Raw genomic sequence first — 19,994 nt, 5'->3', positions numbered from 1 at the left:
GGTGGATCGATGATCGATGACGTCAACCACGGATTCAGTCGCAGCCGCCTGCACCGGCGTTCGCGCCGTGCGTCTCGCCGCCATGCAGCCCGCGGGGTGCTCGCGCGCGCTGCATGGGTCGCTGTCCTGACCGCCTTGTCCGGCTGCACGGTCGGCCCGAACTACCATACGCCCGCCCCGCCCGCTACGGACACCTACACGTCCACGCCGCTACCCGGTCAAACGGCCTCGTCGCCGGGCGCTTCGGGTGTCCCGCAACAGTTCGTGGCCGGCCAGGACATTCCTGCGCAGTGGTGGATGCTCTTTCATTGCGAGCCGCTCGACACGCTGATCCGCGAAGCGCTCGCCAACAGCCCCAACGTCGCCGCGGCGCAAGCGGCGCTCAGGCAGGCCGGCGAAAATCTTCGTGCGCAAATCGGCACCACGCTGTATCCGTCCGTCGATGCGAAGGCCAATGCGACGCGCGAGAAGTTCAACGGCGTCACGTTCGGCGAGCCGCAACTCACAGAAGTGCTGAACCTCTATAACGCATCGGTGAGCGTGTCGTACAACCTCGATGTGTTCGGCGGCGGAAGGCGCGAGCTCGAATCGCTGCGCTCGCAGGTCGATTACCAGGGCTTTCAATTGCAAGCCGCGTATCTCGCGCTGACCGCGAACATCGTGACCGCGGCCGTGAAGGAAGCCTCGCTGCGCGAGCAGATCGATGCGACCGAGCGCATCGCCGACGACGAAGATGCGCAGCTTCGCATCATGCGCCAGCAGCTCGAGCTGGGCGGCGTGAGCCGCACCGCGCTGCTGGCGCAGGAAACGCTGGTGGCGCAGACGCGCGCGACCTTGCCGCCGTTGCGTCAGTCGCTCGACCAGACGCGTGACCAGCTCGCGGTCCTCGCGGGCAAGCCGCCGAGCGATACCGACGTGCCCGAGTTCAGGATGTCGATGTTCACGCTGCCGCAAACGCTGCCCGTGAGCGTGCCGTCTTCGCTCGTGCGGCAGCGCCCCGACATTCTCGCCGCCGATGCCACGCTGCATCAGGCGAGCGCCCAGGTCGGCGTCGCGACGGCGAACATGTATCCGCAGCTCACGCTCTCCGCCAGTTACGGTCCGCAGGCGCTGACGCCCGCGGGCCTTCTTAAGTACGCCGACATGATCTGGAGCCTCGGCGCAGGCATCACGCAGCCGATCTTTCACGGCGGCCAGTTGAGCGCGCAAAAGCGTGCAGCAGAAGCGGCATTCGACGAGGCTAACGCGCAATACCGCCAAACGGTGCTGCTCGCCTTCCAGAACGTCGCTGACACGTTACGCGCGCTCGAACACGATGCAACCGGCCTGAGCGCGCAGACGCAAGCTTGGCGCGCGGCCAGCGATTCGCTCGACCTGACGCGCGGCCAGTTTCGCATCGGCGGCGTGAGCTATCTGGCGCTGCTCGATGCACAGCGTCAATACCAGCAGACCGTCGTGAATCTCGCGCAGGCGCGGGCCGCGCGCTACGCGGACACGGCGGCGCTGTTCCAGGCGCTCGGCGGCGGCTGGTGGAACGACACGGCGACGAGCCAGGCAGCCCAGCCAGCGCCGGCGACGCCGAAGTGAATCCTCATGCAGTAGCCGCTCCTGCAAGGACGCGACGATGACGACGAAAAAACCGATGACAAAGCGGATGATCATCATGCTGATCTGCGTGGGCATCCTGCTCGCCGCGCTGGTCGGTTTCAATTTGTTCAGAGCTCACATGATCCGTAAGTTCATGGCGAGCAATACCGCGCCGCCCGCCACCGTCACGGCCGCTGTCGCAGGCTATCAAACATGGCAGCCGCAGCTTGCCGCGGTGGGCAGCCTGCGCGCGGTGCGGGGCGTCGACGTGACGACGGAAGTGGCGGGGCTCGTGCGCGAGATCGCGTTCAACTCGGGCCAGGAGGTGCGGACAGGCCAGGTGCTCGTGCGCCTGAACGACGATTCGGACCGCGCGCAGCTCGCATCGCTGCAAGCAGCGGCGGACCTTGCGCAAACGGTCTATAACCGCGACAAGGCGCAGTTCGGCATTCAGGCGATTGCCAAGGCGCAGCTCGACGGCGACGCCGCCGACCTTAAGAGTAAAAGAGCCCAGGTCGATCAACAGGCCGCGCTCGTCGAAAAGAAGACGATTCGCGCGCCGTTCGCGGGACGCGTGGGCATCACGACGGTCAACCCCGGTCAGTACCTCAATCCGGGCGACGCCATCGTCACGCTGCAAGCCATCGACCCGATCTACGCCGACTTCTTTCTGCCGCAGCAGCAGCTCGGCCAGTTGCAGGTGGGTCAGGCCATCGTCGTCGATACGGATGCGTTCGGCACCCGTACGTTCGACGGCAAGATCCGCTCGATCAATCCGCGCGTGGACAGCACCACGCGTAACGTGCAGATCGAAGCGACCGTCGACAATCGCGAGCGCAAGCTGCTGCCCGGCATGTATGCGAACGTGAAGATCGATGCGGGCAGCGCGCAGCGCTATCTGACCTTGCCGCAAACAGCGATCACCTATAACCCGTATGGCGCGACCGTGTTCATCGTGAAGCCCGGCGAGCAAAAGAATGCGCAAGGCAAGATCCTGCCCGTCGCACAACAGGTATTCGTCACGCCGGGTCCGACGCGCGGCGACCAGGTCGCCATCCTCAAGGGCATCAGCGAAGGCGCGCAGGTCGTGACGAGCGGTCAGCTAAAACTGAAAAATGGCACACCGCTCGTGATCGACAACCGCGTGCTGCCTGCGGACAGCGCGAATCCGACGCCTCAGGAACAATAGAGGGGCGCGCGATGAAATTCACCGACCTCTTCATTGAACGCCCGGTGCTCGCATCGGTGGTGAGTCTGCTGATACTCGTGCTCGGCTTGCGCTCGCTGGCGGCGCTGAAGGTCAGCGAGTATCCGCAAACCGAAAACGGTGTGGTGACGATCACCACCGCGTACTATGGCGCGAGCGCCGACACGATGGCGGGCTTCATCACGCAGCCGCTCGAAGCCGCGATCGCGCAGGCACAGGGTATCGACTACATGTCGTCGACGAGCACCACGGGCGTCTCGACGATCACCGCGACGCTGCGCCTCAATTACGACTCCAATCGCGCGCTCACCGAGATCAATACGCAGATCGCTTCGGTGCGCAACCAGTTGCCGCCGCAGGCGCAACAGCCGGTGCTGACCGTGCAGGTGGGGCAAACGACCGACGCGATGTACATGGGCTTTTATAGCGACGTGCTGCCGAGCAACAACGTCACGGACTATCTGCTGCGTGTCGTGAAGCCGAAGCTCGATTCGGTCCAGGGCGTACAGACCGCGGAAGTGCTCGGCGGCCGTCAGTTCGCGCTGCGCGCCTGGCTCGACTCGAGCAGGCTCGCCGCACACAACGTAACGGCTGGCGACGTCTTCGCGGCGCTCGGCAACAACAACTATTTGGCGACGCTTGGCACGACTAAAGGCCAGATGATCAGCGTCGATCTGAATGCGGGCACCGACCTGCATTCCGTCGAAGACTTCAGGAAACTCGTCGTCACGCAGAAGAACGGCGCGATCGTGCGCCTCGAAGACGTCGCGAACGTCGTGCTCGGCGCGGACAATTACGACTTCAACGTCGCGTTCAGCGGCAAGCGATCGGTGTTCATCGGCATCAAGGTGGCGCCCGACGCGAACGTGCTCGACGTCGCAAAGCGCGTGAAAGCGATCTTCCCGGACCTGCAGAAGCAGTTTCCGACGGGCATGACGGGCGACATCGTCTACGACGCGACGGACTTCATCAACACAGCGATCGCAGAAGTGGTGAAGACGCTCGTCGAAGCGCTGCTGATCGTGACCGTCGTGATCTTTCTTTTCCTTGGCAGTTTGCGTGCGGTGATCGTGCCTGTGATCGCGATGCCGCTCTCGCTGATCGGCACGTTCTTCGTGATGCAGGTGCTCGGCTATTCCATCAATCTGCTGTCACTGCTTGCGCTCGTGCTTGCCATCGGCCTTGTCGTCGACGATGCCATCATCGTGGTCGAGAACGTCGACCGCCACATGAAGGAAGAGGGCAAGCAGCCTTTCGACGCCGCACTGATTGCCGCGCGCGAACTCGGCGGCCCGATTCTCGCGATGACGGTCGTGCTGATCGCCGTGTATGCGCCGATCGGTTTTCAGGGCGGACTGACAGGCGCGCTTTTCACCGAGTTCGCGTTCACGCTGGCGGGCGCCGTCACCGTCTCGGGCGTGATCGCGCTGACGCTTTCGCCGATGATGTGCTCGCGCTTTTTTCGCACGGACCAGCAGTCGGGGCGCTTCGCGCGCTTCGTCGACCGGCAGTTCGAGCGCGTGCATCACGGCTACCGGCGCTTGTTGCATGCGATGCTCGATACGTGGCCCGTGTTCGTCGTGATGGGCGCGCTGCTGCTGTGCGGCGCCGTGTATCTCTTCGTGACATCGCAGTCGGAGCTTGCACCTCAGGAGGACCAGGGCATCGTGCTGTCCCAGGTGCTGGGGCCGCCGAACGCGACGATCCAGCAGATGCAGACCTACGCGGACCAGGTCTTCGAGATCTCGAAGCAGCTGCCCGAGTACTCGCAGATGTTCCAGCTAACGGGCGTGCCGACGCTGAACCAGGGCATCGGCGGCGTGCTCTTCAAGACGTGGGACAAGCGCAAGAAGGGCGCGACCCAATTGCAGCAGGAATTGCAGCAGAAGTGGAACGGCATCGCGGGCGCGCGTGTCGCCGCATTTCAGTTTCCGCCCCTGCCGGGCGCGCAAGGATTGCCCGTGCAGTTCGTCATCAGCACGACTGAGCCGTTCGAGAACCTCAACGAAGTGTCGCAAGCCGTGCTGCAAAAGGCGCGCGAAAGCGGCATGTTCTTCTTCGTGGACAGCGATCTGAAGATCGACAAGCCGGAAAGCGTGTTGCTCGTGGATCGCGACAAAGTCGCTTCGCTCGGCCTGACGCAAAGCGATGTTGGGCAGACGCTGGGCGCGGCGCTCGGCGGTAACTTCGTCAACTACTTTTCAATTGCAGGCCGCTCGTACAAGGTGATTCCGCAAGTGTTGCAAACGGACCGGCTGAACCCGTCGCAAGTGCTCGACTATTACTTGCGCACGCCAGGTGGCAGCGTAATTCCCGCATCGACGGTCACGCATCTGCAGCGCAACGTCGTGCCCGAGTCGATCAATCACTTCCAGCAGCTCAACTCGGCAACGATCTCCGGCGTGCTCGCGCCGGGCATCTCGCAGGGCGAAGTGCTCGACTTCTTGCGCCAGGCCACCACCGCCGTCGCGCCGACGGGCTACACGGCCGACTATTCCGGTTTGTCGCGACAGTTCGTGCAGGAGTCCGGCGGCTTCGTAATCACGCTGCTGTTGGCGACGATCATCGTGTTTCTCGCGCTCGCCGCCCAGTTCGAGAGTTTTCGCGATCCGGTTGTGATTCTCGTGTCGGTGCCGATGGCGCTGTTCGGCGCGCTGATCTTCATCAACGTGGGACTCACTACGCTCAACATTTACACGCAGGTGGGCCTCGTCACGCTGATGGGCCTCGTCAGCAAGCATGGCATTTTGATCGTGCAGTTCGCGAATGAGCTACAACGCGCGGGCCGCGGCAAGCGCGAAGCACTCGAAGAAGCGGCGGGCGTGCGCTTGCGGCCGATCCTGATGACGACGGCCGCGATGGTGCTGGGCGTGCTGCCGCTCGTGATCGCATCGGGTGCGGGCGCGGCCGGCCGCAACGCGATGGGACTCGTGATCTTCACGGGGATGTCGATCGGCACGCTGTTCACGCTGTTCGTCGTGCCCGCGATGTATATGTTCCTCGCTGCAGACCATCATCGGGACAGGGCGCATCCCGAAGAGGCCTGAGCGACTGAAGCGATCTCAGGACTTTCTGGACGTTTTCGCCACAAATGGTGTGGGTAGGTGCTGAACCTTCTCGCTTCCACACTTCGGGCAAGGCGGATGAGCGGTGACATGTTCGGCGAGATGCTCGGCATGCTCGAACATCTCGCCGCACTTCTCGCACCTGTACTGGTAAGTCGGCATGTTATTCCTCTAACGAGAACGCTAGTGCTTGCGATGCATCCAGCTCATATGGTGCGTGTCGAGCCACTGGCTCAGGCTCTCTCCCGTGTGATCGCGCCTGTAGCGACGGGACAGGATCATGGCAATGACGACGAGAACCACAAGGCCAACCCAAAAACTGATCATTGACTGAGTCATGGCAGCCTCCTTCGGGAATGCGACCATGCCTGAATTCTAGTTCCGCGGCGGTGGAATTCGCACTGAAAGTTGTCGCGGCGATCACTTCCAGCCAGCGCGCATAACGGGGGCCGGTTCGCGGGAACCCGTGGTATGTCTATTCCCATTACCTAAAATGAAGTGTTGCGGAGGCAGGGGCAGCAGGGCCGTACCCCACGCGGCATTTCCGGGCGTTGACTCGTAACGGGGAACCGCCATGACGAGTTATGTAGTGCTTGCACAATTCCTGTCGACCGTGTAACCCATGTTCCCCTGCTGCGCGGGGCGGGGGATGCTTCCGGTGTTTTTTATTGAGGAGGTCACATGAACACCAAGGACAAAGGCAACATGCGCGCATCCGTGCAGACCGCCGAACAGATCGGCGGCTGGGTGTGGGTCATCACGCTGGTCGACTTCGATGCGCGCGAAGTGCGGCGCTCGCTCGTCGCCGAAGAACCGTTCGCCACGGAGCGCGCGGCGAAAGACGCAGGCCTCGCTCGTCTCGAAGCGCTCGCACACGATCAGTAGCTGCGCAGGGAGGGTCCCCATGTCCAGTTCACAAGGTGCATCGCCGTTCGATGTATCCGTCGACGCCGGCAGTTTTCGCGTTTCGCGTCCTGACAACCCGCAGCAGGTTATCGAACTACTGCGCGAGCACAAGATCCAGATCGTCGACCTGAAGTTCACCGACCTGCCCGGTCTCTGGCAACACTTCTCGATCACGCTGCCCGAGGTTCACGAAGGCCTCTTTGCCGAAGGAATTGGCTTCGATGGCTCATCGATTCGCGGATTCCAGGAAATTCAGGAATCCGACATGCTTCTCAGGCCGGATCCAACGACGGCGTTCATCGATCCTGTGAGCGAAACGCCCACGCTGTCGATGATCTGCGACGTGGTCGATCCCGTGACGCATCAGGCGTATTCGCGCGATCCGCGCTACATCGCGCGGAAGGCAGAAGCGTACCTGCGGCAGAGCGGCATGGCGACCACGTGCTACTTCGGACCCGAACTCGAGTTCTTCATTTTCGATTCGATCCGGTTTGGCCAGGATGCACACAGCGGCTACTACTACGTCGAATCTGCCGAAGGGGACTGGAATACGGGGCGCGACGAAGGCGCGTATGGCGGCGGCAACCTGGGTTACAAGCCTCGCTACAAGGAGGGGTATTTCCCGGTGCCGCCGCATGACACGCTGCAGGATCTCCGCTCAACGATCGTGTTGTTGCTTCAGCAGGCGGGTGTGCAGGTGGAAGTGCATCACCACGAGGTGGCGACTGCAGGGCAGAACGAAATCGACATGCGGTTTGCCACGCTCACGCGCATGGCCGACAACGTCATGATCTACAAGTACATTTGCAAGAATGTGGCGCGCCAGCGTGGCAAGGTGGCGACCTTCATGCCGAAGCCGCTCTTCGCCGACAACGCGAGCGGCATGCACTGCCATCAAAGCCTGTGGAAGGACAACGAGAATCTGTTCTACGATGCACACGGCTGGGCGCTCACGTCGGACCTATGCCGCTGGTATATTGGCGGCCTGCTCAAGCATGCGCCAGCGCTGATGGCGTTCTGCGCGCCGACCACGAACTCTTACAAGCGTCTCGTACCAGGGTACGAAGCGCCGGTGAATCTGGCGATGTCGCAACGCAACCGCTCGGCGGCCGCACGTATTCCGATGTACTCCGATTCGCCCAATGCCCGGCGCGTCGAGTTCCGCTGTCCCGATCCGTCGGCTAATGCGTACCTCGCGTTCTCGGCGATGCTGATGGCCGGGCTCGACGGCATCGAAAACAGGACGGATCCGGGCGACCCGCTCGATGTGAACATTTACGACTTGCCGCCCGAGAAAGCGAAGCATGTCCGCCAGGTGCCGGGTTCGCTCGATGAAGCGCTGAATGCGCTCGAGGCCGATCACGAGTTTTTGCGCAGAGGCGATGTCTTCACTGATGATGTGATCGATATGTGGCTCGAGTACAAGCGCAAGCGTGAGATCGAGGCGATCAGGCTACGCCCGCATCCGTGGGAGTTTTATCTGTACTTCGACATCTGATACTGCGTTGAAAGCGGTCGCAATGTCCGGCAGTCGTCGTTGCTCGCGGGTGGAATCATGTCCGGGGCCGGAAGGCCACGAGCTGAGGTGAGACTGCGTCGCCACTGTAATCGCCCATGCGTGATAGCACCGACGGTGCGTAGGACAGTGTTTGTGTCGGCGCCAGCCCGAGGCCTTTGCGGTCGAGATTGCCTTCTCCCCAGTTGTAGGCGCGTAACGCCGACGTGAGATCTCCCCCGTAGTGCCGAATCAGGCCGGAAAGCTTTCGTGCAGCGGCCCATGCGGACTGCGAAGGATTCATCGGGTCGACATGATATTCCCTCGCCGTCGTCGGCATCAGCTGGAACAAGCCCAGGGCACCGGCGTGGCTGACCGCGCGGGCGTTGCCTGACGATTCCTGCTGCGCGAGCGCCCCAAGCAATCCGGTTGGCAGTCCGAAGCGCTGTTCAAGGGCGGTAAAGTTCAGCTTTGAAGCCCAGACTTGCACGGCGGCATTGAGCCTTCCGGGTCGGCGAGACTGCACGGCAACCTCAGTCGCGCTCGCCAGACTTTGTGCCTCGGGCGGTGGCTTCCAGCCCGCCACCTGGCCGACGACGATGACTCTCCTCGAGCGCTCCTGCTCGCCACTGAGGTAGTCCTCGCTGTAAGCGAGCAACGCGACTCCCGCCAGAATCGGGCTCAGCAGAATCATCGTCAGCGCACCGGCGCAGCGCCGCAGCAGTGCGCTCAGGCGAATCAGATGCGAATGAGTAACGGGAATCTGGGTGAGGGTGTTCGGAGTGAAGGACATGTTGCCTCCGCAATAAAGCCGCACAGAGAGCAACAGGCGGATCGTTGACGCAGCCTTTAGTGTGCGCCGTGCCGCGTATCAAGAGATGTGTCCGGGTGTCGCCATTGAGTTTTCCCTCTATTTTGAGGGGCCCTCATCAGGGCCGGGGCTGGATCGTCAGGCGCGCAGCAAGGACGCCGCCGAGCGCGCCGCCGATATGGCTCTGCCACGAGATGCCGGGATAGATCGGCAGCACGCCCGATAGCAGGCTGACGCCGTAAGCGGCCACGACGAAGAGGGCGACCAGCATGGCGAGGAAGTGGCGTGTGTAAATGCCGCGTGCGACCAGATAGCCCGCGTAGCCGAAAACGAGCCCGCTCGCGCCGATATGGACGCTTTGCGGGGCGCCAAGGAGCCAGGCGCAACACCCCGCGCCGAGCATGCCCCCTGCGGTCGCGACGACGAAATTCCCGATGCGCGGCCACATTGCGAGCCACCCGAGAACCACGAGTCCGCCTGTGTTCGCCATGATGTGGGCGAGGCTGCCGTGAAGCCACGGCGCGAACAGAATGCCCTGGAAGCCGGAGACGGTGCGCGGCACGACGCCGTGGTGGGTAAGGCGCAGCGACGGGAAGGCCGCGGACAGGAAGAAGACCGCCCACATCGAGCCGACGAAGAGGGCGAGCGCCACGATCCGGATCTCGATCTGCGTGGCGAAGCTTCGATGACTCGCGGTGTTGGTCATACTTCGGACTCTACGGAGGCAGGCTTAACGGTGACTTAAGAGTTCGATTTGCTTCAGAGTCCTATGTAACTGGACGATGATACGGCCGTTTCCTTTCGCGCCGCGCAAGTCAGAAAGAGCGCACTAACTATAATGAACCGAGCAGAACCCGCACCGCGTGAGAGGAGGGCTCTGCTTCGTCCCCCTTTTCGCGAGGCCGGTCATGCAACGCACCGATGCGATCCTCAGACAGGTGATGGCGGCGTTCGAACGCGAATCACACCTGAAGCTCCACCATTGCCCCATTCATATCAGCCTCGAGAACGGTGCCATGACCGTTGCAGGCGAGGTGCCGGACGTTGCGTCGAAAAAGCGGCTGATTCATTTGACCCGGGCTTACAGCAACGGCGAACCGCTCATCGACCAGTTGCGCGTTAGCGCTGCGCCGCCGATCGGAGACGGCGAGCTGCGTACGCGCATCTGCGAACGGATTCTGCAGACGATGGAATTCCGCAACTGCGTGATTTGTGCGCGCGTGAAGGGCCAGCTCGAAATGCTGCGCGGGACCATGGACGAAGCGGGTGAGGAGGGCGGCGGCGTTGTTGAGGTGACAGTTGAAGCTGGCGTCGCGACCTTGACGGGCCAGGTGATCAGTCTGTCGCACCGGCGGCTCGCGGGTGCGATCGCGTGGTGGGTCGGCGGCTGCCGGGACGTGGTGAATCTGCTGGAGTTGGTGCCCGCTGAGGCAGATGGCGATGAAGAGATCGGCGAGGCTCTCGCGCTCGTATTCGAAGCCGATCCACGCCTGCACGCTGGGCAAATCACCATCAATGTGGAGAACCAGCGGATCACGCTCGCGGGGTCTGTGGCGACCGAAGCCGAGAAGCAGCAGGCAGAGATGGATGCGTGGTGTCTGGACACGATTGCGGGCGTGGTCAACCGCATCGAGGTGCGAGCCTGACCAACGCCTCGATGGCAGCGATCCGGATCCACAAGGTGGCGTGAGTGGATATGGTTCGCAAACATTCATTCCTGCGAGCCGCGATCAAACCTGAGCGCGCCCCCTCGGTCGCTATTTCCCTGGCCACGCGCTTAACCAGGTGTGTTCCCTGTACTCAGCATTCATTGCCGCGCACGCCCTAAAGAATTTGTGTGCGCAACCGATAGCGCAGTTATCGAGTGGAGGATTCCCATCCCTTAGCCGTTTCGCATAGTCAGGTGGCCTATGAGCCCAACGCCAAACTCCTTGCCGCATTCCGCGTTCGACACCCGCGTCTTGCCGCGCGACCAGCAGTTTTCCGCATGGCGCGAGGCGGTGAGCGTCATCTTCGACACGCAGACTGCCGAAGCGCGTGACGCGGGATTCGGAACCAGCGTGACCGGCTATCTGTTCGGCGACGTGGTGCTGGGTTCGATCCACACGGGCGCGCAGCGCTACGACCGCTCGAACGCAAAGATCGGGCGCGACGGCCACGATCAATATATTCTGCAGTTCTATCTGGGCGGCCATTGCCGGGCGCGTGACGGCGGCCCCGAAACGTGTACGCAGCCGGGCGACATGTTCATCGTGGACGCGGCTCAACCGCTCGCGACCGAAGCCACGCAAAGCGAATTCCTGAATCTGGCGGTGCCGCGCCGCTTGCTCGCACCGTTGCTGACTGCGCCCGACCAGCAGAGCATGCGTGTGATTCGCGGCGCCGACCCGACGGTCGCGCTGCTGCGCGAGCATCTGGCCGCGCTTTACCGGCACGCCCCGCAGATGACGCTTGCCAACGCCCAGGCAGTCATGCCCGCCACGCTTCAGCTCGCGGCCAGCGCGCTCAATGCGAGCGTGAGCCCGGAGCACATGCCGGCCGTTCAGCAATGCGCGTTCGTATCGATATGCCGCTACGTGGAGAAACGCCTGACCGATCCGCAACTGAACGCGGAAATCGTTGCGCGCGCATTCGGCATGTCGCGCGCCACGCTGTACCGCCTTTTCGAGCAGGAAGGCGGGTTCGCGACATATGTGCGCGAGCGCCGCCTGCGGCGCTGCCGCGAGATGCTCGCCGACCCGGCGCGGCGCACCATGTCGATTGCCGATATTGCCGCCATGCACGGATTCACCGACGCCGCGAATTTCACGCGCGCATTTCGCCGCTCGATTGGCCTCTCGCCGCGGGCGGTACGCATGCTGGCGCTCAATGGCGAAACTGAACTGGCGAAGGAGACCGGCGCGGACGACTGGCGCTACTGGATGGCGTTGATGCGTTGAGCATGAATCACGTAGATCGCGCAAGCCGCTTGTGAGACAAAACAACAAGTATTTGAGACGTAACGACAGATTTGGCTTCGCGCACCGCCGATTCATTGCCGCGTCATGCGTCACCTGCAAAGATGCAGGCGCCTGTGAGATTCAGGCGAACGGGGGAAACATGAAAAAGAGCCACAAAAAACCGCGTCAAGGCGGCCTGTGCTACTACGAAGCGGCGTATTCGCTCGAACTCGCGCGTGGCGCCTCGCATATTTCGAGCATGCTTTCGGTGGCGACACAGGAAAACGCCGTGTACGAAGTCATGCACGAATTCATAGCGACGCACGGCGGGGCCGCGCTGGACGCGTTTTGCTGGCTGCTGGCCGAGCGGCTGGAAAAGCGCGGCTGCGCTGCGGCTGCCGCGCAAGCCCGGGACTTCGACGCGTCGCGCCGGATGCCGGAGTTGGCCTGCGCGAGCTGAGCCGCGCGCGGCAAGAGAGAGCAGTTGGCCGCGCCGGTATGCAAGCGCGCGGCGCCTCTTGCTGAACAACGCGTCGAATTGAGGCGGCCGGTTAGCCGGCAACGCGCCTCGATCAATCGCTTCTAGCGGCCGTGCTGCGCTTTAGTGCGCGAGCCGGAAGGCCCCAACGGCATCGCGCAGTGAGTCGGCCTGTTCGCTCAGCGCCATCGCGGCTGCGGCCGCTTCTTCCACCAGCGCGGCGTTCTGCTGCGAAACCTGGTCCATCTGCGAGACCGCGAGATTTACCTGTTCGATACCGTCGCGCTGCTCTTCGGAAGCGTTCGCGATCTCGTGCATGATGGTCGTCACGCGGCCAATGGACTCGCCGATCTCGTTCATCGTCTCGCCCGCCGAGCGCACATACTCCGAGCCCGACGAAACGTGCTCGACCGACTCGGCGATCAGCGTCTTGATCTCTTTCGCCGCCGCCGCGGAACGCTGCGCAAGCGAGCGCACCTCGCTCGCGACAACGGCGAATCCGCGGCCCTGTTCGCCCGCGCGCGCGGCTTCCACCGCCGCGTTGAGCGCGAGAATATTGGTCTGGAAAGCAATGCCTTCGATGATGCCGGTGATATCGGCGATCTTCTGCGAGCTGCCGTCGATGCGCTCCATCGTCTGCACCGCGTTGCTCACGACCTGCGAGCCGCGATCGGCAACTTCCTGCGCGCTGTTGGCGAGCGTTTGCGCAGTGCGCGCGTTTTCGGCGTTCTGCTTCACCGTGGCGGTGAGCTGCTCCATGCTCGCGGCCGTTTCCTGCAGCGAGGCGGCCTGTTCCTCTGTACGCTGAGACAGGTCGTCGTTGCCGGCGGCAATCTGGCGCGTCGCCGTAGAGATGGATTCGGAGCTATGGCTGACCTTGCGCACCGTATGCGCCAGTGCGTCCTGCATGGACTTCAGGCTCGCCACGAGGCGGCCCATTTCGTCGCTGGAACGCGTTTCGAGGTTTGCGGTCAGGTCGCCGTCCGCAATGCGCTGGAGCGCGCCCTGAACGTTTTCGAGGGGAGCCGCGATCGCGCGGTGCAGGCCCGCGGCGCACACGAGCGCCACGGCGAGACCGAGCACGATCAGCGCGATGCTGCCGGCGCGCAGCCACTCGTAGCGGTCCTGCGCGCGGTCGAATGCCTGCTCGCCGTGCGTCTTCTGCCACGCCTCGAGCGCGGTCGAGGCTTTGGTGAGCGCAACCGAGAGCGGCGGAATGCGCTTCATCGCGATGTCGTCCTGACCCTGCCGGTCGCCTTGCTTGATCGCGGCCATGAGCGGCTGGATGCCTTGCTCCAGCATGTCGGTGAGGGCGGCCTGCACGCCGTCGGCGAGCGCCTGTTCTTCGGGGGCGTGCGGCAGCGAGCGGTAGACCTCCCACGCCTTGTTCGAGGTCGCGAGATAGCTCTGCGCTTTTTCAAGCAGAGGCTGAACGTCGGGCGCGTCGGGGTGCAGGAGGATGCGGTCGAGCGTCGTGCGCGCGATGGTCAGATTCAGGTTCGACTTGCCGATGTTGATGGCGGCGACCAACTGGTTCGAATAGGCATAGCCGAGCGCCGTATTGGTGCGCGACATGCCTGCAAGGCCGGAAACGCCGGCTGCCACGATCAGCAAGGCCAGCACCCCGACGGCGATGCGCAGACGGACAGAGATAGAGAGTCGTGCAAACACGAAGAGGGCTCCAGAACGCGAGGGGCTACGTAGCAGAAAAACGGCAGTGGCCTTGCGCGTGCGAAACGGCAAGGCACTGAACACGCTCAGGACATGTTTACGGCGTTTGGCGAGGGAACTGAAGGCCGGTGCAGGCGGCTTCGCGCAATTGTGGTTTTCCCGATCCAATCGGAAAAAATTGCGCGTGCTTGAGTGCTTCAGCGCGCCACAGACTTGAACAGGCGGTTCTTTTCGAGCGTGGCCGCGTCGGGTGTTCTGGTGTTGTCTTCCGCGTTCGCGGGGGCGCTGGTGTCTTCGAGCGCGGGCCCGGTGTAGCGGCCGCGCGGGCGGATGACCTTGCCCACCCTGAGCTGCTCGATGCAATGCGCGAGCAGCCCGACGCTGCGCGCCGTGGCGAAGAGCGCGAACGAGGCGTCGCGCGGTAGCTTCAGTTGCGCGGCGAGGGTGGCGAGCGCCACGTCGATATTCGGCTTGAGGCCCGTGAGCGCCACGACCTTCTCGATGAAGGAGGCGAGTTCCGCGGGCGGGTCAAGCACTTCCAGCAGGGCGTCCGCGCGCGGGTCGCCGTCGGGGTAGAGATGGTGTCCAAACCCCGGAATGGGAATGGCCGATTGCAAATGATGCGCGACGACATGCTCAGCGCCGAGCCGGCCCACGTCATCGAATACCGCGCGCACGCGGCCCGAGGCGTCGCCGTGCAGCGGGCCGGAAAGCGTGGCGAGGCCCGTGAGCAGACAGCCCGGCAGCGACGCGCCCGTCGAAGCCGTGATGCGTGCGGCGAACGCCGAACTCGTGATCTCGTGATCGGCCACGAGCACCATGGCGCGGCGGATGAGCTCAGCGCCCTCGCGACCCTGGCCCCAGCCTAGCGCGAGGCGTTCGTGAACCGGCGGCAGGGCCGGGCTCGCCGACGCCTCGCAACGTGCGCCGAATGCATGGGCGACGACCGCCACGAGCCGGCCTGCCTCGACATGCAAGGCCGTGTCCGTGCGCCCGAGCGTGGAGTGGCCGCGCGCCGCGATGGCCGCAAGCGAGGTGAACGCGCATTCGCGGCCGCGTTCGTCGCCATGCAGGCGTACGTCGGCGGCTTCGAACGTCACGTCCGCGCGTGCGTTCCACAGGAGAGTGGCCACGTCTTCGAGCGTGGCCGTCTGCGCGAGGCTGATGCTGTCGCGTCCCCGGTAATACGGGCGGCCCTTCGAAAAGGTGGTGATGCTGCTGTAGATGCAAGGCTCCGCGCCGAAGATCGTGCCCGCGGCGAGCGCCTCACGCTTGCGGCCCACCTGTTTCTTGCGGCAGAGGCTTGCGACGTCTTCGGCGCGGTAGAGGCTCTTGCGCGGGTCGTGCGGATCGGGCATGACCGCGATATTGCCGCGGCTTGCGTAGGCATAGACGGTCTGCGCCTGCACGCCGAGTTGTCGGGCGGCTTCAGTCAGGGTGATCCAGTTTGGCATGGCAGGGCAGACGGGGCAGAGCGGAGATTCAGCGGCAATATTGACGGTTTTTCAGCGAAAAGTCATCTCGGCGGGCCGCCGCTCGAGCACTTCGATGAGAATCTCGCCCGGCGCGCGCACGAAGCAGGCGCGCACACCCGCGCGAATCTGATGCACGGGTTTGATGATTTCCGCTTCGTGAAGCGCGAGGTGGGCGAAGGCCGCGTCGAGATCGTCCACCACCACGCCGAAGTGATCGATGCCTTGCAAGCGCGCCTCATGCGTTTGCGGTGCGCCGGGTTCGCCCGTCAATTGCGTGATGAAAAGGTTGATCTCGCCGATGCGCAGATCCACGCGCCCCGGCCTGCGCACGATTTCAGCGTTCAAACAGCGTTCGAACCATGCAGCGGTAGCCTCTGCATTTGCCGAGCAGAGCTGGAGATGGTCCCACTTGAATTCGATCATGCGATTTTCACCCCGTGTGTGTGCGAGTGTCAGAGTTCGATGCGCGAGAGCTTGCCGAGCAGCAGTGAATACGAGAGTGTGCCGAGCAGGCAGATCGCGCCCATGAGGTTGAGCGCCCAGTAGAAGTGCCCGGTGTGCTGCGTGATATAGCCGATCATGAGCGGCGTGGTCACGCCCGCGATATTGGCCGCGAGACTCGTGATACTGCTCGTGAGGCCCACGTACTGGCGCGGCGCGATTTCGGAAACGGCGGCCCACGACATCGAGCCGATGCCCTGCGCGAAGAAGGCCACGGTGAGAATGGCGATCACGACTTCGTTCGACTCGACGAAATTCACGAGCACGATGGAGGCGCCCAGCATCGTGCCGATGATGAGCGGGGCTTTGCGCGCCGCCGAGATCGACACGCCGCGCCGGATAAAGAAGTCCGAGAGAAAGCCCGCCGAGAGAATGCCGATCGTGGCGCCAATGAAGGGCATGGCCTGGAAAATGCCCACCTTGATCATCGACATGTGACGCGCTTCGATCAGGTACGTCATGAACCACGTCGTGAAGAACACGAGCAGCGTGTTGTTGCAGAACTTGCCGAGGCAGATGGCGAGAATCTGGCGGTAGCTGAGCAGCTTGAGCGCCATGCGCCAGTCGAACTTCTCACGCGGCTTGCGTGCGGCAGGCGTTGCGCCTTCGTTGATGTATTGAAGCTCCGCGGCGTTGACCGAGCCATGCTTGTGCGGATCGCGATACAGGCGATACCAGACCATGCTGAAGAGAATGCCGAAGCCGCCCGTCACGAAGAACACGGTGCGCCAGCCATAAGCCGAGGAAATCCACAGCAGCAGGCCGGTGAACAAGGGCGTGCCAACGTACTGTCCCATCACGTACACGCTCGTTGCGAAGCCGCGTTCCTGCGCGGGAAACCACAAGGTAACGGCGCGGGTGTTCGAGGGGAAGGCCGGCGCTTCGAGCGCGCCCATGGAAAGGCGCGAGCCGAGCAGCATGTGATAGCCGCTCGCGAGACCTTGCGTGAGCGTGGCGATCGACCAGCCGACGAGCGAAAGCGCATAGGCCACGCGTGAGCCGAGCACGTCGGTGAGAATGCCGCCCGGCACGAGCGCGATCGAATAGGCGAGGCCGAATGCCGCGAACAATTCGCCCATCTGCATCTTGTTGAGCGCGAGGTCTTTCGAAAGCCCAGGCGCCACGATGCCCAGCGCCGAGCGGTCGACGAAGTTGAGCACGGTCGCCACGAGCAGCATCGAGAGCACGAAGTACCGGACCCTGGAGCGCTTCGCGCTATCCGCACTTTCGGCGTAGGCCTGGGTTTGCGCGGGCAAGGCTTGTTCCTCTATGACTTTCATCGGTGTCTCCAATATCAGTTTTGACGCCTGCTTTTTTTATTTGGGCGTTCGATTTGGGTGCAGCGTGTCGCTACCCGCGGCCGACGAACGGCATCGCGCTCGCCATGATCGTCATGTTGAGCACGTTGGCTTCGAGCGGCAGGCTCGCCATGTGCGCGACCGCATTCGCGACGTGCGTCACGTCCATGCGGGCTTCGGGCGCGAGGCGTCCGTCGGCCTGGAGCACCCCCTTGTTCATGCGCTCGGTGAGCGGCGTGGCCGCATTGCCGATGTCGATCTGGCTGCACGCGATGTTGTACGCGCGGCCGTCGAGCGCGATCGATTTGGTGATGCCCGTCACGGCGTGTTTCGTGGCCGAGTAGGCGATGGTGTGCGGCCGCGGCGAATGCGCAGAGATCGAACCGTTGTTGATGATGCGTCCACCTTGCGGCGACTGCGCTTTCATGAGCCGGTACGCGGCGCGCGCGCACAGAAAGACGCCGGTGAGATTGGTTGCGACCACATCGTTCCAGAAGTCCACTTCATAGTCTTCCAGCGGCACGGCGCCCGCATTGCGGCCTGCGTTGTTGAACAGCACGTCGAGGCGGCCGAAGGTCTGCGCGATTTGCGCGAACGCGTGTTCCACCGATGCCGCATCGGTCACGTCTGCGGAAAACACGTGGGATTCTCCGCCCACGTTGCCGATGAGTTCCTTCGTCTCCAGCAGCGGCTCGATGCGGCGGCCGATCAGTGCAACCGCGAACCCCGCGCTGGCGAGCGCCACGGCGCTCGCGCGGCCGATACCGGACCCAGCGCCCGTTACGGCGGCGACCTTTTTCGATGCAGACATTTCGCGTCCTCTTCCCGATTCCATTGAACACGGGAAAAGAATTGCATTCGCGTAAGGTACGCAGCAATCTTGATTCGTTGAATCAACATCCGGGGCCTTGATAACTGGGCGTCGGATCAGGGTTTTCCTGATGCGCTGAAAGCGCCGCGCGGCGTGTGCACACGCTTTGAGGCGAATACAGGGCCACAGCGCCCATCCGATCTTGATTCACCGAATCAACATTGACCGGCTGGCGGACGCTTTCGTAGTCTCTCGACGTCTGTCCATACCCAAAGGGAAAAACACCATGCCGGAAAATCAACGCACCAGGCTTTTGATCGCGCGAAAAGTGCCCGCTGCTGTGGCGAAGCGCGCCGTGGCCGAGTTCCATGCCTTCGTGACCGACGCCGATATGGACGCGTGGTCCGTGGTCGACTTCTGCAAGCAGCATGACGTGCCGGCGGTGCTCATCGGCAAGAAGTCGGGCTTGCAGGCGGAGCACATTGCCGCGCTGCCCGAGTCGGTGAAGATCATCGCGAACGCGAGCGCGGGCGTCGATCACCTGGATGTGGCCGCGGCGCGCGAACGCGGCATTGTCGTCACGAACGCGCCCGACGCCTTGACGGAATGCACCGCCGACTTTTCCATGCTGCTCGTGCTGGCGGCATGCCGGCGTGCATCGGAGTACGAACGGATCATGCGCAACGGCTGGGGCAAGTCGTTCGGCATGACCGACATGCTGGGCACGCGCGTGAACGGCAAGACGCTGGGTATCGTGGGCTTTGGCCGCATTGGCCGGGCGGTGGCCAAGCGCGCGCTCGGGTTCGGCATGCGCGTGATCTACACCGACATCAATCGTGCCGCGCCTTCCGTGGAGAACGGTGCGACTTACTACGCAAGCTTCGAAGCGATGCTGCCGCATTGCGAAGTGCTCACGCTGCATGTGCCAGGCGGCGGCGCGCCCTTGATGACGAAAAAGGAATTCGAACGTTTGCCGAAGGGCGCGGTATTCGTCAACGCGGCGCGCGGCGGCCTCGTGGATGAAGACGCGCTTTACGACGCGCTGACCTCGGGCCACCTGTTCGGCGCGGGCCTCGACGTGTATCGCAACGAGCCCAATGTGGACAAGCGATTCGCTAGCCTCGACAACGTGTTTCTCACGCCGCACATGGCGAGCGCCACGGTGGAAACGCGCGACCAGATGGGCTTTACGGCGCTGGATAACGTGGCCGCCGTGCTGGACGGACGGCCCGCGTTGAATCGCGTTTGAGGAAGGCGGGTGCGGCTTGAGCGGTTTGTATTAGCTGCGCCCCGAATGCCGGAAGCGCTTAAGCACGATCACGCAGAGCGCGGGTAGATGCACGACGCCCAGGCCGCACGCGATCACGGCCCACGGCGGCGCGATCTGGCCGGACATCATCCCGCCGATCACGCCGAAGCACAGGCCGGCCAGCAACAGCGTGGTGTGGGCGAGGATGCGCTTTGGGCCTCGCTCGGTGAAGCGCGGAATGTTCACGTGGACATACACCACGATCAGCAAGGCGACGGTGGCAATGGCGGGGAACAGCATGTTCGAATCCTCGATTCCAGCAACGATGACGGGAGGCGCCGCTAGCGGGCGCGCTTAAAGTCTTCGACTGTAAGGGAGGATTGCCGTTGCGTCGATGGCTGATGGCTTCGCTTCAGCACCAAACCACGCTGTCGTACGCAACCGTACGGCGATACACGTTCTTGCCGCGCCAGCTGGAAAACTCCATATACGCGCATTCCA

Annotated in this window: 19 protein-coding genes; 10 read left to right on the top strand and 9 right to left on the bottom strand. The window is 63.3% G+C overall.

Going from position 1 to position 19,994, the window contains the following annotated elements; genetic code table 11:
* The first annotated feature begins 9 nt into the window (after positions 1 to 9).
* The 3 genes from VSR72_RS22405 to VSR72_RS22395 are packed head-to-tail and all read left to right on the top strand — an operon-like array spanning position 10 to position 5,841.
* Entirely contained in the window at positions 10 to 1,587 is a 1,578-nt protein-coding gene (locus VSR72_RS22405; protein ID WP_342954519.1) for an efflux transporter outer membrane subunit, read from the top strand.
* 37 nt (positions 1,588 to 1,624) lie between these two features.
* On the top strand, positions 1,625 to 2,776 hold the full coding sequence (locus tag VSR72_RS22400) for an efflux RND transporter periplasmic adaptor subunit (RefSeq protein ID WP_342954518.1): 1,152 nt from the start codon (positions 1,625 to 1,627) through the stop codon (positions 2,774 to 2,776).
* A gap of 11 nt (positions 2,777 to 2,787) precedes the next feature.
* Positions 2,788 to 5,841, top strand: a complete 3,054-nt coding sequence (locus VSR72_RS22395; protein ID WP_342954517.1) for an efflux RND transporter permease subunit — start codon at positions 2,788 to 2,790, stop codon at positions 5,839 to 5,841.
* A 15-nt stretch (positions 5,842 to 5,856) separates the two neighbouring features.
* Here VSR72_RS22395 and VSR72_RS22390 read toward each other — a convergent pair whose 3' ends face one another.
* Positions 5,857 to 6,021, bottom strand: a complete 165-nt coding sequence (locus tag VSR72_RS22390) for a zinc ribbon domain-containing protein (protein ID WP_342954516.1) — start codon at positions 6,019 to 6,021, stop codon at positions 5,857 to 5,859.
* On the opposite strand from VSR72_RS22390, the gene VSR72_RS22385 reads away from it, so the two are divergent.
* The 3 genes from VSR72_RS22385 (at position 5,950) to glnA (ending at position 8,263) form a co-directional block, all read left to right on the top strand.
* Entirely contained in the window at positions 5,950 to 6,189 is a 240-nt protein-coding gene (locus VSR72_RS22385; RefSeq protein WP_342954637.1) for a hypothetical protein, read from the top strand. The two genes, VSR72_RS22390 and VSR72_RS22385, sit on opposite strands and share 72 nt — an antisense overlap.
* 351 nt (positions 6,190 to 6,540) lie before the next feature.
* Complete coding sequence (locus tag VSR72_RS22380) at positions 6,541 to 6,744, top strand: hypothetical protein (protein WP_342954515.1); 204 nt, start codon at positions 6,541 to 6,543, stop codon at positions 6,742 to 6,744.
* A gap of 19 nt (positions 6,745 to 6,763) precedes the next feature.
* Entirely contained in the window at positions 6,764 to 8,263 is a 1,500-nt protein-coding gene (glnA, locus tag VSR72_RS22375; protein ID WP_342954514.1) for a type I glutamate--ammonia ligase, read from the top strand.
* Between the two features lie 55 nt (positions 8,264 to 8,318).
* On the opposite strand, the gene VSR72_RS22370 is transcribed toward glnA, so the two are convergent.
* Together VSR72_RS22370 and VSR72_RS22365 are read right to left on the bottom strand one after the other, a co-directional pair.
* Positions 8,319 to 9,053: a lytic transglycosylase domain-containing protein gene (locus VSR72_RS22370; protein WP_342954513.1), complete on the bottom strand. Its 735-nt coding sequence runs from the start codon at positions 9,051 to 9,053 to the stop codon at positions 8,319 to 8,321.
* Between the two features lie 136 nt (positions 9,054 to 9,189).
* Positions 9,190 to 9,777, bottom strand: a complete 588-nt coding sequence (locus VSR72_RS22365) for a rhomboid family intramembrane serine protease (RefSeq protein ID WP_342954512.1) — start codon at positions 9,775 to 9,777, stop codon at positions 9,190 to 9,192.
* A 235-nt stretch (positions 9,778 to 10,012) separates the two neighbouring features.
* Between VSR72_RS22365 and VSR72_RS22360 the strand changes: the two genes are divergently transcribed.
* The 3 genes from VSR72_RS22360 (at position 10,013) to VSR72_RS22350 (ending at position 12,470) form a co-directional block, all read left to right on the top strand.
* Positions 10,013 to 10,717, top strand: a complete 705-nt coding sequence (locus tag VSR72_RS22360) for a BON domain-containing protein (protein ID WP_342954511.1) — start codon at positions 10,013 to 10,015, stop codon at positions 10,715 to 10,717.
* A gap of 264 nt (positions 10,718 to 10,981) precedes the next feature.
* The gene (locus tag VSR72_RS22355) at positions 10,982 to 12,010 is read left to right on the top strand and encodes a helix-turn-helix domain-containing protein (protein WP_342954510.1); all 1,029 of its coding nucleotides are present in this window, start codon (positions 10,982 to 10,984) and stop codon (positions 12,008 to 12,010) included.
* Between the two features lie 160 nt (positions 12,011 to 12,170).
* Positions 12,171 to 12,470, top strand: a complete 300-nt coding sequence (locus tag VSR72_RS22350) for a hypothetical protein (RefSeq protein ID WP_342954509.1) — start codon at positions 12,171 to 12,173, stop codon at positions 12,468 to 12,470.
* Between the two features lie 141 nt (positions 12,471 to 12,611).
* Here VSR72_RS22350 and VSR72_RS22345 read toward each other — a convergent pair whose 3' ends face one another.
* From VSR72_RS22345 to VSR72_RS22325, 5 genes are all read right to left on the bottom strand, one after another.
* Positions 12,612 to 14,159 carry a methyl-accepting chemotaxis protein gene (locus tag VSR72_RS22345; RefSeq protein WP_342954508.1) on the bottom strand — a complete coding sequence of 516 codons (1,548 nt, stop codon included), beginning with the start codon at positions 14,157 to 14,159 and terminating at the stop codon, positions 12,612 to 12,614.
* A gap of 197 nt (positions 14,160 to 14,356) precedes the next feature.
* Positions 14,357 to 15,613 carry a citrate synthase gene (locus VSR72_RS22340; protein ID WP_342954507.1) on the bottom strand — a complete coding sequence of 419 codons (1,257 nt, stop codon included), beginning with the start codon at positions 15,611 to 15,613 and terminating at the stop codon, positions 14,357 to 14,359.
* A 51-nt stretch (positions 15,614 to 15,664) separates the two neighbouring features.
* Positions 15,665 to 16,057 carry a VOC family protein gene (locus VSR72_RS22335; RefSeq protein WP_342954506.1) on the bottom strand — a complete coding sequence of 131 codons (393 nt, stop codon included), beginning with the start codon at positions 16,055 to 16,057 and terminating at the stop codon, positions 15,665 to 15,667.
* A gap of 29 nt (positions 16,058 to 16,086) precedes the next feature.
* The gene (locus VSR72_RS22330; RefSeq protein ID WP_342954505.1) at positions 16,087 to 17,415 is read right to left on the bottom strand and encodes an MFS transporter; all 1,329 of its coding nucleotides are present in this window, start codon (positions 17,413 to 17,415) and stop codon (positions 16,087 to 16,089) included.
* A 70-nt stretch (positions 17,416 to 17,485) separates the two neighbouring features.
* Complete coding sequence (locus tag VSR72_RS22325) at positions 17,486 to 18,244, bottom strand: SDR family oxidoreductase (RefSeq protein ID WP_342954504.1); 759 nt, start codon at positions 18,242 to 18,244, stop codon at positions 17,486 to 17,488.
* A gap of 286 nt (positions 18,245 to 18,530) precedes the next feature.
* On the opposite strand from VSR72_RS22325, the gene VSR72_RS22320 reads away from it, so the two are divergent.
* Positions 18,531 to 19,493 carry a D-glycerate dehydrogenase gene (locus VSR72_RS22320; RefSeq protein ID WP_342954503.1) on the top strand — a complete coding sequence of 321 codons (963 nt, stop codon included), beginning with the start codon at positions 18,531 to 18,533 and terminating at the stop codon, positions 19,491 to 19,493.
* 30 nt (positions 19,494 to 19,523) lie between these two features.
* On the opposite strand, the gene VSR72_RS22315 is transcribed toward VSR72_RS22320, so the two are convergent.
* Positions 19,524 to 19,793 (bottom strand): hypothetical protein, encoded by a 270-nt coding sequence (locus tag VSR72_RS22315; RefSeq protein WP_342954502.1) that lies wholly within the window; start codon positions 19,791 to 19,793, stop codon positions 19,524 to 19,526.
* Between the last annotated feature and the right edge of the window lie 201 nt (positions 19,794 to 19,994).

Source organism: Paraburkholderia sp. JHI869 (assembly GCF_038900775.1).
Lineage (GTDB): Bacteria > Pseudomonadota > Gammaproteobacteria > Burkholderiales > Burkholderiaceae > Paraburkholderia.
The sequence above is the reverse complement of the archived record's forward strand: the minus strand, read 5'-3'. Positions and strand labels throughout refer to the sequence as shown.

Bases quoted from the DNA above. Each gene is read 5' to 3' on its own strand.
- VSR72_RS22335 (WP_342954506.1), bottom strand. From the start codon at position 16,057: ATGATCGAATTCAAGTGGGACCATCTCCAGCTCTGCTCGGCAAATGCA.
- VSR72_RS22380 (WP_342954515.1), top strand. From the start codon at position 6,541: ATGAACACCAAGGACAAAGGCAACATGCGCGCATCCGTGCAGACCGCC.
- VSR72_RS22325 (WP_342954504.1), bottom strand. From the start codon at position 18,244: ATGTCTGCATCGAAAAAGGTCGCCGCCGTAACGGGCGCTGGGTCCGGT.
- VSR72_RS22315 (WP_342954502.1), bottom strand. From the start codon at position 19,793: ATGCTGTTCCCCGCCATTGCCACCGTCGCCTTGCTGATCGTGGTGTAT.
- VSR72_RS22330 (WP_342954505.1), bottom strand. From the start codon at position 17,415: ATGAAAGTCATAGAGGAACAAGCCTTGCCCGCGCAAACCCAGGCCTAC.
- VSR72_RS22355 (WP_342954510.1), top strand. From the start codon at position 10,982: ATGAGCCCAACGCCAAACTCCTTGCCGCATTCCGCGTTCGACACCCGC.
- VSR72_RS22400 (WP_342954518.1), top strand. From the start codon at position 1,625: ATGACGACGAAAAAACCGATGACAAAGCGGATGATCATCATGCTGATC.
- VSR72_RS22405 (WP_342954519.1), top strand. From the start codon at position 10: ATGATCGATGACGTCAACCACGGATTCAGTCGCAGCCGCCTGCACCGG.
- VSR72_RS22320 (WP_342954503.1), top strand. From the start codon at position 18,531: ATGCCGGAAAATCAACGCACCAGGCTTTTGATCGCGCGAAAAGTGCCC.
- glnA (WP_342954514.1), top strand. From the start codon at position 6,764: ATGTCCAGTTCACAAGGTGCATCGCCGTTCGATGTATCCGTCGACGCC.
- VSR72_RS22360 (WP_342954511.1), top strand. From the start codon at position 10,013: ATGGCGGCGTTCGAACGCGAATCACACCTGAAGCTCCACCATTGCCCC.
- VSR72_RS22340 (WP_342954507.1), bottom strand. From the start codon at position 15,613: ATGCCAAACTGGATCACCCTGACTGAAGCCGCCCGACAACTCGGCGTG.
- VSR72_RS22395 (WP_342954517.1), top strand. From the start codon at position 2,788: ATGAAATTCACCGACCTCTTCATTGAACGCCCGGTGCTCGCATCGGTG.
- VSR72_RS22370 (WP_342954513.1), bottom strand. From the start codon at position 9,053: ATGTCCTTCACTCCGAACACCCTCACCCAGATTCCCGTTACTCATTCG.
- VSR72_RS22365 (WP_342954512.1), bottom strand. From the start codon at position 9,777: ATGACCAACACCGCGAGTCATCGAAGCTTCGCCACGCAGATCGAGATC.
- VSR72_RS22385 (WP_342954637.1), top strand. From the start codon at position 5,950: ATGTTCGGCGAGATGCTCGGCATGCTCGAACATCTCGCCGCACTTCTC.
- VSR72_RS22350 (WP_342954509.1), top strand. From the start codon at position 12,171: ATGAAAAAGAGCCACAAAAAACCGCGTCAAGGCGGCCTGTGCTACTAC.
- VSR72_RS22390 (WP_342954516.1), bottom strand. From the start codon at position 6,021: ATGCCGACTTACCAGTACAGGTGCGAGAAGTGCGGCGAGATGTTCGAG.